The sequence below is a fragment of the Porphyromonas sp. COT-108 OH2963 genome (assembly GCF_000768895.1).
Classification (GTDB): Bacteria; Bacteroidota; Bacteroidia; order Bacteroidales; family Porphyromonadaceae; genus Porphyromonas_A; species Porphyromonas_A canoris.
Map to the genome: position 1 here is coordinate 211,884 of NZ_JRAP01000007.1, position 13,810 is coordinate 225,693.

Sequence of the window (13,810 nt, forward strand, 5' to 3'; positions counted from 1 at the left end):
CTCTTCTATGATTAAGTATGTTGCGTTGTTGCAACTCTTCGGGTTCTCCGGTCTTATTTTTCCTCGAAACGAGCAGTAAAGAAGCGGAGTTGCTTCGGTTCATAAACGAAACGCAGACCCTTGATGTCCTCTTTGTGTTTGAAGAGTTTGATCACTGCATCCGCTACAAGATCCATATGCTTATAAGTGTAAACACGACGAGGAATAGTAAGACGAACAGTTTCGAGCTTAGGTCTGTGATTTTCTCCGGTCTTAACATCTCTACCGGCAGACACGATACCACGTTCCATTGCACGTACACCACCTTCCACGTAAAGGTTGGCAGCAAGACTTTGTGCAGGGAAATCGTCTTGTGTCAAATGCGGACAGAAGCGTCTTGCATCCAAGAATACAGCATGACCTCCAATAGGTTGTATCACAGGAATACCTGCTTCAATAAGACGCTGACCAAGATAACGCACTTGCAATACACGGTGTTGGATATACTCGAACTGCATACTTTCGCGAAGACCGATAGCCATAGCTTCCATGTCGCGTCCTGCCATCCCCCCGTAAGAAGGCATACCCTCGTAAACAACAACCAATTCTTTTGCACTTTGGAAAAGCTCTTCGTCGTTCATACAAAGGAATCCACCGATGTTCACAAGACAGTCTTTCTTACCACTCATGGTACAACCATCTGCGTAGCTAAACATTTCGTGAACAATCTCTTTGATGCTTTTATCTGCAAAGCCCTCTTCTTGTTCTTTGATGAAATAAGCATTTTCAACGCAGCGAGTAGCATCGTAGAACACCTTGATGCCATGCTTTTGTGTAAGTTCTCTCACTGCTCTCATGTTCTTCATGGAAACAGGCTGTCCACCTGCCAAGTTCACCGTTACAGCTAAACAAACATAAGCAATGTTTTCAGCGCCTTTTTCCTGAATAAGCTTCTCTAACTTCTCCAAGCAGATATCTCCCTTGAATGGGATTTCAAGACCGGCATCGTGAGCTTCATCTCTGATGATATCAACGAAGATACCGCCATTTCTTTCTTGGTGATAGCGAGTGGTGGTAAAGTACATATTACCCGGCACATATTGTCCCGGCTTAATAGCGATCTGGCTCAACAAGTTTTCCGCACCTCTGCCTTGGTGAGTAGGCACAACATGCTTGAAACCAAAAAGCTCTTGTACGGTAGCCTCCAAGTGATGGAAGTTTTTACTACCGGCATAAGCCTCATCACCGATCATCATACCTGCCCATTGCTTATCGCTCATTGCGTTTGTTCCACTGTCGGTAAGCAGGTCGATGTAAACATCTTCACTGTTGATAAGGAAAGTATTGTACCCTGCTTCACGGATTACACGTTCACGTTCTTCACGTGTATTCATTTTCACGGTTTCTACCGCTTTTATTCTAAATGGCTCCGCAGGAAAGTTTTTTAAATCCATAATAAATGATTTGAAATAGTTAATAATGAATCTGGACAAATATACACAAAGATTTCATATCTTAGCAGTCTCTTACAGAGAAAATCACTTAATACTTACAGAAGAAATATGAACCACGAAAAAATCGAAAAAGCAGGCTTTGCAACAAAAGCTATTCACGGAGGATCAGAAAAAAATGCCTACGGAGCACTTGCAACACCGATCTTTCAAACCTCAACATTTGTATTCGACTCGGCAGAACAAGGAGGAGCTCGCTTTGCCTTGGAAGAACCGGGATATATTTACTCTCGATTAGGAAACCCATCCTGCACCAAAGTGGAGAAGAAACTTGCTCTGCTCGAAGGCGCAGAGGCAGCAATGTCCACCGCATCAGGTATAGGAGCAGTAACTTCTGCTATTTGGATACTGGTACAGACCGGAGATCACATTGTGGCACACAGGACTCTTTATGGCTGTACACATGCTTACTTCACTCACGGTCTGTCCAGATACGGAATAGAAGTAACTTATGTGGACATGAGAGACCCGCAAGAGGTTGCCAAAGCAATGCGCCCGAATACCAAAGTGGTATATCTTGAAAGCCCTGCAAACCCTAATATGGATATGATAGACATTGCCGCCGTGGCAGAGATAGCCCACCGCCAAGAAGGCGTACAGGTGATGGTGGATAACACTTACTGTACCCCTTACATCTGTCGTCCATTGGAACATGGTGCGGACATCATTATCCACTCTGCCACCAAGTATCTTAACGGACACGGAGATGTCATAGCCGGATTTGTTGTCGGAAAAGAGGAGTACATCAATCAGGTACGACTATTGGGAGTAAAAGACCTTACCGGAGCATCGCTAAGCCCGTTTGATGCTTTCCTTATAGACAGAGGTATGAAGACTCTTCCGATACGAGTGGAAAAGCATAGTGCAAACGCACAAAAGGTTGCCGAGTTCCTCGAAAAGCATCCACAGGTTTCATCCATCTCATATCCGGGACTCGAAAGTTTCCCTCAAAGAGATCTGGTAAAGAAATATATGTCTCTTCCGGGAGGCATGATCTCGTTTGAACTCAAAGGAGGAATGGATGCCGGAAAGAAACTTATCAATGCAATGCAGATGTGCAAAGTGGCAGTGAGTCTTGGAGATGCGGAAACGCTTATCCAACACCCTGCCAGCATGACCCACTCTCCATACACACCGGAAGAGAGAGCCATGGCAAATATTTCGGACGGACTGGTAAGACTCTCCGTTGGTCTTGAAGATGCAGAAGATATCATAGCCGATCTCAAGCAAGGATTGGATGCGCTTTAACAGGTGATAACAGCCACATCGCGAAGACACTATGATAAGGGGAAAAACGCTCCCCGATGAAAATCATAACTCAATGGGAACTCCTTCCTCCATGCAAGCTCACAGCAACACTCCTTGCTGTGAGCTTGTTGTTTGTGGATCCTCTTCTTCTTTGATGGATTTTATCTCAAAAAACCGACGGATTGGCAAGCAATGACGAAGATATAAAAAGAAGCCTCTTTCCATAATCGTATCTTCCGAAAACGAGAAAGAAAATATGCCGTTCAGAGCGAAATTTTTATATAAATCCGAATCAGGGAAATCAGGCTCTCCTTTCCCCTCTCGTCTCCTCTCTTCTCCTATCAAAAAGAAGAAGAATGAAGATAAAACACACCATATCAACAGATTATAAAACCAGCCCAATCTGAGAAAAAATTTTTCTTCAGTCCGTTTGATAGGGCTTTTTCGCGTTAATAAGCGTAAATTTTAACACCCACCTCTGTAAACAAATCCTAATGCAATTTTATGCTTAAAAACAGCCAAAAAGGGGATAAAACAGCTAAAACACTAATAACCAGGCAAGTAATCAAAAATTCTAAACACGTTAATCGAATCCGGTAAACGTGTTTAATGAAATCACTAAACGTGTTCATTGAAAAATTAAACACGTTTAGCCGACAAAATATGCTCGTTTACTGTTTGGGCTTAACGAGTATCGGAATTTGTGTTAATAAAACAGCCTGAATTTAACAGTTCGGTCGTGCTCTGAAAACGCCCCCTCCGATCAAAATAGAGAGCGCAAAAATGGACACATTTCTGCGGTATGGAATATATAAAAACAGCTCCACAAAAGGGAGCTGAAAACTGAAACGAGAAAATATAAATAGCAACACTTTTTCTTTATACCTTTGTCGGATAAAAGGCGTCGGGAGCCTTTTTCCCAAAAGACTCCCGACAAAAATTTGTATTTATCACTTTTAGTATGGTTCCTTTGTGTCAGGAAATATGCTCGCGATTGTGGGAGTGCTCCATCATCGGAATCTCCACTTGTCCTCACGAAGGGACATATTTAGTTAGTTCAGCCTATGTTTGGCAAAGCGATTATTGTATTACTATTACGCTGACAAAGTTATCTCCTATGATAAAATATGCAAATACCTAATAATATTGATTTTGAATAAAATCCGTACCTAAAAACTATCATTGCTAATCTCGACCATATATTGTAATTTTGATACGAAATAGTTAGACGAAATATTTTTCGCAGTATAAAAGATATAAATACAGACATATAGAATGAAGACAATATATAATGGTCGCAGTAAAATGGCAGATCTGATCAGCGAAAACTACAATATGCTTCTGCTGATGAACAGGTTTGGCATCCCTTTGGGTGTGGGAGAAAAAAGCATCGCAGAGGTCTGCAGGGAAAACAGCGTGGATCTGGAGACATTCCTCTACGTGGTACACTACCTCTCTTCTCGTACAACGGGAGACAATATGGATTTGCATAGAAGAATATCCATACCGCAGCTTATTGTTTATCTGCGCAATTCACACGACTACTTCCTGCATTACCGCCTTCCGGAGCTAAGGAGCAAGCTGCTGAATGCCCTCGAAGAAGCTCCCCAAGATGTCGTGTATGTCATTATCAAATTCTTCGATGAATACGAGGACGAAGTACGTAAACACATGAGTTATGAAGACAAATATGTATTCCCTTATGCAACGAAGCTGATAAATGGAGAGAAAGATAGCAAGTACAATATAGATATATTCCGCAAGAAACACGACCAGATAGAGCTTAAGATCAAAGAGCTGAAAAATATTCTTATCAAATACTACCCGACACAGAGCGGGTACAAACTTCACAGCGTACTATACGATATTTTTGCATGTCAGATAGAACTTTATGACCACAACCATGTAGAAGATCATGTCTTTATACCTGCAGTGGCGAAGCTAGAAGAAGAGATGTCGGATAGTTTAGTATAAATCTATATTTTTGAACATAAAATCGAAACTCCTGACATGCAAAAGAAAATAGTTATAGCCATCCCATATCCTCTTCTTCGCATAGGCTTGGAGAATACTATAAAACGGGTAGAGATACTAGCTAAATCGCACTACTTTGTTCTTCACAGCCCGGAAACTTTGGGGGAAGTCCTTTTGGCAGAAAAGCCCGATTTGGTTTTGGTCTCTTCCTCTATCGTCGGAGGGATTATGGTACAAACACTTAAAGAGCAAACCTCTTGCCCCCACACTCATTTCGTAGTGGTAGGAGGGCTTCCGGGAGAATCTATTGAAGCCAAATATTATGATGCATCCATCCTTTTCACCGACACGGAAGAGGAGATAGAGAAGAAGATCTCTCGCCTGTTTGAACAGGAAGAAAAGGAGAAGAAGAGCAATGAAGAGCAACAAGTACTCACCCCAAGAGAGAAAGATATTGTGATATGCGTCGTGAAAGGACTTACCAATAAGGAGATAGCCGATGAGCTTTTCCTTTCAACCCATACGGTCATCACTCACAGGCGTAACATTGCGAAAAAACTACAGATACACTCCCCTGCCGGTCTCACAATCTATGCGATAGTGAACAAGCTTGTGGAGCTTAAAGATATCAAGCAAAACATCGACCCGAACTCATAATATCCTCTCTCCGGAATGTATTTTTTGATCTTCGGAGGGTGGATTATGGTTCTGGAATATCTGTTTACAGGAATATTGGCTTGCGTATCCATGAATCGGTATTGCTTGGGATCGCAGTGCTTGAGAATAGTCTCTCATATCTTGTTTCCGTACTCTTACAAGGTAGTTTCAAAGGACAACTTCTCTTTTTTTAGCCGTCTAGGCAATGTTTTTGGAGTTGCTTAGCGTGGGTCGGATCATATAGGCAATTCACATTACATTTGGTATTTTTCTCTTTTGTACAATCATAGGCATACCGCTTAGCAAAAAAACATTTTGCTCTTATCGAGTTATCGCTTGTTCCTTTTGGGAAAACCTTTGTAACGGCATCGTTCACTTCGCGTATCTGAACCGCTTTTGCAACAGGCTGAAAAGGATAAAGAGTGTCGAGTAATAGAGTAAAAGGGCAGGTATTCCAATCATGAGCTCTCCATCAAGTCCGGGAATAGAAGCAAAGTAAGAGGTTACAGCCGTTAGGGTTTCCAACACCCGGTTCAAACCTAATCCTATAATGGGAGATAGAATAGGGAGAAAGAGCAGAGAAAGCACGAGGAATAAGCCCAATACAATAGCGATGGTGGCAAGCAGCGTTACCGGAATATTGCTCCAAAGAAAGACAAGACTCCAACGATTGGTAAAGTATGCCAGCCATGCCCAAATACCCAAATGAGCTGTGATAGAAATCCACAGGATATTGAATAAATAGACCAATACGGGGTGTTCGGGCTTCAAAATCTTTTTGCAAAAAGGATAAAAGTGAAGTATGCCCCAGACAGCAAAGACACTAAGAAGAAATCCCATATTGAAAATATAGTAAGGGGCTACCATGAGAATTGCAACAACAGTCCCCGTCCATATTTGTACGGCATCGGCTCTCCTGTTCAAACTCTTATAAAGAAGCAGAAAAGCAATCATCACGAAAGCCCTTACCGTGGATGGAGAAGCCCCCGTAAGAAGTGTGTAGGAGAGCAGAAGCGGTAAAGCTATAAGATAACGATATGACCGGTGATGGTATTGGGGCAATAAATGTTTGAGCAGCCAGAGCAGACAAGAGGCAATAACGCCAAGATGAAATCCGCTTATAGCCAAGACGTGTGCCACTCCCGATGCTTCAAATGAACGGCGCACATCGTCATAGTCTTGATTTTTATACCCTAAGCATAATGCGTAGAAGAGAGAGCGTGACGATGGAGATAGTATCTCGCCAAGAGCCTTTTCCGTTCGGGAGATGATTTTCTCTCTGTAATTTTCAAGCCTATCCTTGATGCTCTCTCCGGCTTTTTCTTTTCCGGCAGCAACGATTTCAGACTTATCTAACCATGCGTACCGGAAATAGCCTTCCCCTTTGAGGTAGGTGTAGAAAGAGTTATTCTCCGGTGCATTCTTGCCAAAAAGATCGTGAGGAGAAGATAAAAGGGTTACGGCATCCCCTTTTATATATAAAGGTAAATCTGCCGAAGAGCTGCCTCTAACCGTTGCGTAGACTTTTCGAGGAAGAAAAATATTTTCCGAAAATGGCATCAAGGAGAGAGTGATTGCCCCTTTCCGGTTCAGCGTTCTTTCTGTGATGATATACTTACGACTCTGATCCCATCCCGACGGACTATTGATACGATAACCATAGAGTATGCCAAATGCCATCATAAGCACTGTCCACAGCAGTGCAACAATCCAAGGGGAAGCATACTTGAAAGCAAAAAGAAGATCCGGAGAGCGTTCTTCCCTATCCCAAGGAAAAGTACTCTCCGGATCTTTTTCTCTTCTACCCGATATTGAGCTAATATAAATCCCTGCCGTCAGTGCCACAAATGCAATGGCGGCTACAACCGGCAAAGAGACTCTTGAAGCGTAAAAGTAGACCCAAACGAGCGCAACAACCAGAGCCGATAGCAGGAAATACGCCGGTCTGGAAGCATATCTTGTCGGAGTCATCTGCTGTTCCGATACTTAGCAAGAGAGCAGTGTCTCTATTCTCTCCTCAGGATTCTCTGCCGCAAAGACATAATTCCCGGCAACTAAAACATCCACTCCACAAGAGATGAGTTGTGCTCCGGTCTTTTCATTGACTCCACCATCCACTTGGATAAGAGTATTCAGTTCTTGCGCATCTATCATCTCACGAAGCTCTTTGACCTTATCGTAAGTCCTTTCTATAAATTTCTGTCCTCCAAATCCCGGATTTACGGACATCAAAAGTACCATATCCGCTTCTCGGAGAATATCTTTCAGCAAAGCCACAGGTGTATGCGGATTCAGAGCAATACCCGCTTTCATCCCCTGTTCTTTGATTGCAGTAAGGGTTCGATGCAGATGCGAACAAGTCTCATAATGTACGGTGAGCATATCTGCTCCGGCACTCTTAAACACCGAAATGTATGGAGTGGGATCCACTATCATTAAGTGTACATCGAGAAACTTTGATGTCATACTCCTTACGGCTTTTACCACCGGGACTCCAAAGGAAATATTAGGAACAAAGACACCATCCATAATGTCCAAGTGCAACCATTCCGCTTTGCTTCTATTAAGCATGGCAACAACATCTGCCAGATGAAGAAAGTCCGCAGAAAGCAAAGAAGGAGATATTATACGTTTGCGATTCATAATATGTTTAGCATTTAGGTTTTTATCATCAATTATAAACAGATGGGAGATCTAATGCTTATCTCCATCTATTCGGATCACACGGATCACATCATTATGTTCTTTGAGTGTAACCATAAGGTCTTCCAATTGCGCCACATCCGAAACACGGATGGTCATCTGCCCTTCTGCCATTTCTCTATTGGCACGGAAGTTAATATCCCAAAGTTCGATACCTTTATCCTTGAGGGTTGTAAGGATGTTGAGCACAAAGAAATCTATATTGACGCCATATATACCCAAAGTTACTCTGAAAGGCGAATGCACATGCGCTCCCCACTCTACATTGACAATACGATTGCCGTGAGAAGCTTTTTGATTTATTGCCACCTGACAATATCTCTTGTGTATCACCACCTGATTGTGTTCATTCAGGATACCATGTACCTCTTCTCCCATTATGGGTCTGCAACATGAAGGGCGGATATAATTTCTGTACCCTTCCTGAGAAGTAAGGGTATAGGTCTCTTTAATTTTGCTAAGATCCATCGCCGGAGTAGTACGAAGAACCACCAATGGGTCGTGCGGATCCACAACTTCATCATTCTGATGTGCAACAATGCCATCCAATAGTTCGGTTGTAAGCTTTACCACTCCATGCGCTATATCTATAAGCATATCTTCAAAAGAGAGATAACCGGGAAGAGGAGATGCCTTGCACTTCTCCACAAGAGCTTTATCCTGATTGTTCTTCTCACAAAACTCTTGCAGAATTTCCCGTCCTTTCTTAATGTCGTTCTCTCTCTGCTTATTCAAGTATCGGATAATATGACGCTTCACGGAGGGATTGGTTACAAACTTCAACCAAGTCTCCTTGGGACGTGTCTTGGATGTGGTTATTACTTCAACCTGATCTCCATTGGAGAGACGATAGTCCAATCCCACCATTTCATGATTCACTTTTGCACCTATACAATGATCACCAAGCTCCGTATGTATAAGGTATGCGAAGTCAAGCACAGTAGAACCACGTGCGATACCTATCTGATCTCCTTTAGGAGTAAAGACCAGCATCTTTTCATTTGACATATGAAACATCATGTTCTCATAGTCGTCAGATGCGCTCGGTCCGGGATTGCTGAGAAGTTCTTTGACATTATTCAGTATCCGTTCCTCTACTTCGTCCACCTTGAAAGCTTCTGCCTTATAACGCCAATGGGCTGCAAGTCCTTTCTCAGCCATCTGGTGCATTTGTCTGGAGCGGATCTGTACCTCTATCCACTCGCCCGAAGGTCCCATTATGGTGATATGAAGTGCTCTGTAACCATTCTCTTTAGGACGTGTTACCCAGTCTCGGATACGATCATCTTTGAGTCTGAAATGAGAAGCTAACACCTGATATATTCTGAATATATCGGTATACTCTGTCTCCGGAGAGGTAGGAGTAAAAATGATACGTATGGCAAAAATATCGTAGATCTCGGAGAAAGGAACCTGCTTACTCTTCATCTTTCTCCAAATCGAGTAAACAGACTTGATGCGATAGTGCATCTCATAGTTTAGACCTATATTATTGAGGTCTTTCTTGAGAATGTTCTCACAAAGTAAGAAGAGGTCTTCCCTGCTCTGCTTGGTATTTTCGATATTTCGCTTTATCTCCGCATACTCTTCCGGGTGATCGTATTTCAGGGAGAGATCTTCAAACTCGGTTTTGATGTCGTACATTCCCAGACGTTCTGCCAAAGGAGAGTAAAACAGCCGTGTCTCTGCTGCAATTTTCGCCTGCTTCACTGCCGGCATACTGCTGAGCGTACGCATATTGTGAAGACGGTCAGCTATCTTGACCAAAATCACACGAATATCTTTATTGGCTGTAAGCAACAATCTGCGTATGTTCTCAAGCTGTGCCGAAGTATCCTGCGTAACCACATCGACGGATTTTGCCAATATCTCACCGGAAAGTTTGGTAAGACCATCCACGATTACCGCAATGGTAGGACCAAACATATCTTCAATATCTTTGATAGTGTACTCTGTATCTTCCACCACATCATGCAAAAGAGCAGCAGAGATACTCGTAGAGCCAAGACCTATTTCATTACAACAGATATCTGCAACGGCAATAGGATGTAAGATATAAGGTTCTCCGCTTTTTCGTTTAGCCCCGGCGTGTGCATCCTTAGCCAGCTGGAATGCCTTGACGATAACATCTGTACGTTTACGGTGATTACTATTCCGGTAATCTTGTATCAGCTTATCGAATGCTTTCTGGATAAGAATCTGACCTTCTTCTTCACTTATGATTTTTGTATCCTTTTTGGTCATGGCTCTGTACTCTATAGTTGTTAATAGAACAATAACAAATATAGCAATTCTTTAAGAATATACATCTTGTGTCAGCTTCCTGAAACGACGATGCAGCAACAATCCCAAAGCCGAGAGACTGACAGGGAAAGCCATCCAAACACCCAAGACTCCCAGTTCCAACTTTATGCCCAAAACGTACACTAAAGAGAGGGCAAGAAAAATATGGCAAAAGAGAGCGCAGACAGCCATATACTTAACATCTCTTATCCCCCTAAGAGCATTGGCATAGAGGATCTGCGTAAGGTCTCCAAACTGATAGACAATAACGGGAAATATGAGTAGTGAAACCGTAGAGACAATATCTATACTGTCTGTAAAGAGATAGCCGATATAGTTCCTTGTCAGGAGTAGGACAACCACCGTAACAAGAGCAAGAAAGATGAGCATATTGCGTCCGCCTTGAACCACTCGCCTCATCTCCGAGACGAGTCCTTCACCATAGTATTTACTCATGAGTATGGTTACGGCAGCCGAAAGACCATAAAAGATCATAAATCCGAGCGTAGAGATCACACTCATGATCTGATGCGCAGCCAAAGCGTTCGCACCCATCCATCCCACCATCACTACGGCAAGAGAGAAAGAAGCAGTCTCCATTCCCATCTGAGCCGCTGTGGAGATACCCAATCCGAACAAAGACTTCACATGCACGCGCTTCACCTGTCCTCTCTCCTTAGGTAATGATTCATAGAGCTTCACGAATGAACGCCCCTTGTAACAGACTACTCCGAGAGCAACAAGACAAAACAACCTCGCAATAAATGTCGCCAGACCTGCACCTGTAAGCCCAAGCTCCGGAAAGCCCAGCTTACCGTATATCAGCAGATAGTTCAGTACAATATTCAGTCCGTTGGACAAAAGCATTATGACCATAGGGGCAGACGGATTACCTGCTCCCTCCGCATACTGCTTGTAACCATTGAAAAGCATCAGCACCGGAATGGATGCCAGCTGTATAATATAGTATGGTACAATAAGCGGAATAAGCTCCTCCGGTTGGTTGAGAAGATCTATCCTCAGCAGCAGAAAGCCCATAACCAAAACCAGAAAGAGGGCAATGATAAGGTTGGCAAGCAGTGAGCTCTTCAACAGAGAGAGATGCTCGCCGTCTTTTCCGGTTACGGAGGTGGCGATCAGAGGAGAAAGCCCGTAAGAGAAACCCAGCCCGAAGATAAAGGCAAGGTTCATGAAGTTGTTTACGAAAGAGGCAGAAGCAAGCTCCGGAGTACCATAATGCCCGACCATCATATTATCTATGAAGCCGACAAGAATAAGACCGACCTGACCCAAAATGATAGGAAGGCCGAGCTTCAGGAGTGGTTTGTAATACGGATTTTGGAACCGACGACGGGAAAAAGACATCTGAATCTCTTGCAAATAACAGATACGACAACAGAACAAAAAAGAAGTAATCTCTTACTTCTTCTTTTTCTTCAATATCACCACCTTCTTGATGTAAACGGGCGACACCGGCTGATCTGCTCCGTCCGTCGAGACAGACTGTATCTTTTCTACCGTATTCATTCCCTTCACCACCTCTCCGAAGACCGTGTAATTTCCATCCAGATGCGGAGTGCCCCCCATCATTTTGTAGGCTTCTTTGATCTCATCTGTAAACGTTACGCCTTTGCTTGCTTCGTACCTTTTGAGATCCGAATCCAGATAACACTTACCCGTCACGATGTAAAACTGAAAAGAGGATGACTTCTTCTCCGGATTGACATCATCTCCGGTGCGAGCCGCCGCCAACGCTCCATATTTATGGAAATACTTCGGATACACTATCTCAGCCGGGAGAAGCTCCGAGTGTTTCTCTTCCAATCGTGTGGCGGAGAGGGAGTCTCCTTTGAGCACATTGCCGCCGGCTTGCACCATGAACTGCTTGATCACACGATGGAAAATGACCTTATCGTATGCCTTTTCCCGCACGAGACGGATGAAGTTGTCCCTATGCAAAGGCGTCTCATCGTACAGACGCACCTCCACACTTCCCTTATTGGTTACGATCTTCACATAAGTGGCTGTATCTTGCGGTGCATCAGTGGCAAAAGCGAGACCGGATAGCGATAAAAACGCAACAATGGCGCAAAGTATTTTTCGAGACATAATCTTAATCTTTTTAATCGAGACATCGCGACCTTCCGTGTGGGGGTGCTTTATCTCCAAAACCAAACTTCGTCGCAAAGATACCAAAACAGACTCAATAAGAGCCTCTTCCCTGCCGTTGCGGGAAGAAAAATCTTCTCGAATATCGGGAGAAAAGCAATAAAAATCACCATTTCTTGCGATTGTGAGCCGTCGTCGGATTCGATACATTTGCAGATATTTCACACAACCGACATTCACAATCATGGACCTCTCCTTCTTCACAACACTAAAGCCCGGCTGGCTCAACACATGGATTCTCTCACTGGGAGCGCTGCTCGTACAGTTCGTATGGATGGCACTTTTCCGCGAAGGAGGCAGGCGGGCGGTGGACACCTCCTGGTACACAGCCAAAGACAAAATCAACGCCTCCGTCAGCACCTCATTGCAGATCCTCCTGATCCTGCTCTCGATCTTCGTCCCCTTCAAGTGGGGCACGGCATGGTTCACGGTCGGCATCATCGTCTTCTCCGTCTCCTTGCTCGCCTCGATATACGCCTATCACAGCTACGCCGCAGGCGAACCGGGAAAAACCATCAGGGGCGGACTCTACCGCCGGTCTCGCAACCCGATGTACTTCTTCTTCTTTCTTTCGATGTTCGGGCTCTGCATCGCCTCGGCATCTTTATGGATGCTGCTCGTGATGGTACCGTTTGCCATCTCGACCCACCTGACCGTCTTGGGAGAAGAGCGTTACTGTGCAGAGACTTACGGCGAAGAATACCTCCGATACAAAGCAAATACGCCGCGATACTTCCTATTCTTCTGACAGCAGACGCAGGCACGTCCCCGGTCATTTCCGTATAACAAAGATCCCGATGCAGGCACTCTTCGCATCGGGATCTTTTTGCTTTTCGGAAGACACCTCCGCCGAGATGGAGAAAAAAATGATTCGGAGAAGGAGAAAAAGCAGTAGAAAAAACCTTTTTTATTACCGTGCAAAAAGTAAGAAATAATCGGGGAAAAACGCATATCCTAATTACCAATTCTATATTTCACGGCGAGAAACCAATATTTCACGGCGAGAAACCAATATTTCACGGCGAGAAACCAATATTTCGCGGCGAGAAATATAGAATTGATAAATAAGAACAGAACTTTTACTCGGCTGCTTTTCAGTTTCAGGTCATTGGGAACAGAACTTTTACTCGGCTGCTTTTCAGCCTCCGATCATCGGGAACAGAACTTTTACTCGGCTGCTTTTCAGTTTCAGGTCATTGGAAACAGAACTTTTACTCGGCTGCTTTTCAGCCTCCGATCATCGGGAACAGAACTTTTACTCGGCTGCTTTTCAGCCTCCGATCATC

10 protein-coding genes are annotated in these 13,810 nt (G+C 43.8%); 4 read left to right on the forward strand and 6 right to left on the reverse strand.

All coding sequences use genetic code 11. The features are described from left to right. Positions 1-53: 53 nt before the first annotated feature. Positions 54-1,433: a tyrosine phenol-lyase gene (locus tag HQ39_RS03720; RefSeq protein WP_036791873.1), complete on the reverse strand. Its 1,380-nt coding sequence runs from the start codon at positions 1,431-1,433 to the stop codon at positions 54-56. 108 nt (positions 1,434-1,541) lie between these two features. On the opposite strand from HQ39_RS03720, the gene megL reads away from it, so the two are divergent. The 3 genes from megL (at position 1,542) to HQ39_RS03740 (ending at position 5,369) form a co-directional block, all read left to right on the forward strand. Next, complete coding sequence (gene megL / locus HQ39_RS03725) at positions 1,542-2,738, forward strand: methionine gamma-lyase (protein ID WP_036791870.1); 1,197 nt, start codon at positions 1,542-1,544, stop codon at positions 2,736-2,738. Positions 2,739-4,013: 1,275 nt separating this feature from the next. Continuing rightward, positions 4,014-4,712 (forward strand): hemerythrin domain-containing protein, encoded by a 699-nt coding sequence (locus HQ39_RS03735; protein ID WP_052079414.1) that lies wholly within the window; start codon positions 4,014-4,016, stop codon positions 4,710-4,712. Between the two features lie 36 nt (positions 4,713-4,748). Continuing rightward, complete coding sequence (locus tag HQ39_RS03740) at positions 4,749-5,369, forward strand: response regulator transcription factor (protein ID WP_036863828.1); 621 nt, start codon at positions 4,749-4,751, stop codon at positions 5,367-5,369. Between the two features lie 372 nt (positions 5,370-5,741). Here the strand turns inward: HQ39_RS03740 and HQ39_RS03750 are convergent, their stop codons facing one another. From HQ39_RS03750 to HQ39_RS03770, 5 genes are read right to left on the reverse strand one after another with little or no spacing between them, the layout of a single operon-like run. Then, positions 5,742-7,340 (reverse strand): ComEC/Rec2 family competence protein, encoded by a 1,599-nt coding sequence (locus tag HQ39_RS03750; RefSeq protein ID WP_036863830.1) that lies wholly within the window; start codon positions 7,338-7,340, stop codon positions 5,742-5,744. Positions 7,341-7,355: 15 nt separating this feature from the next. After that, entirely contained in the window at positions 7,356-8,012 is a 657-nt protein-coding gene (rpe, locus tag HQ39_RS03755) for a ribulose-phosphate 3-epimerase (protein ID WP_036863832.1), read from the reverse strand. Positions 8,013-8,063: 51 nt separating this feature from the next. Further along, complete coding sequence (locus HQ39_RS03760) at positions 8,064-10,316, reverse strand: RelA/SpoT family protein (RefSeq protein ID WP_036863833.1); 2,253 nt, start codon at positions 10,314-10,316, stop codon at positions 8,064-8,066. 51 nt (positions 10,317-10,367) lie between these two features. Then, the gene (locus HQ39_RS03765) at positions 10,368-11,720 is read right to left on the reverse strand and encodes an MATE family efflux transporter (RefSeq protein WP_036863835.1); all 1,353 of its coding nucleotides are present in this window, start codon (positions 11,718-11,720) and stop codon (positions 10,368-10,370) included. A 54-nt stretch (positions 11,721-11,774) separates the two neighbouring features. Next, on the reverse strand, positions 11,775-12,464 hold the full coding sequence (locus tag HQ39_RS03770; protein ID WP_036863911.1) for a peptidylprolyl isomerase: 690 nt from the start codon (positions 12,462-12,464) through the stop codon (positions 11,775-11,777). Positions 12,465-12,708: 244 nt separating this feature from the next. On the opposite strand from HQ39_RS03770, the gene HQ39_RS03775 reads away from it, so the two are divergent. Next, complete coding sequence (locus HQ39_RS03775; RefSeq protein ID WP_036791849.1) at positions 12,709-13,272, forward strand: methyltransferase family protein; 564 nt, start codon at positions 12,709-12,711, stop codon at positions 13,270-13,272. Positions 13,273-13,810 lie beyond the last annotated feature (538 nt).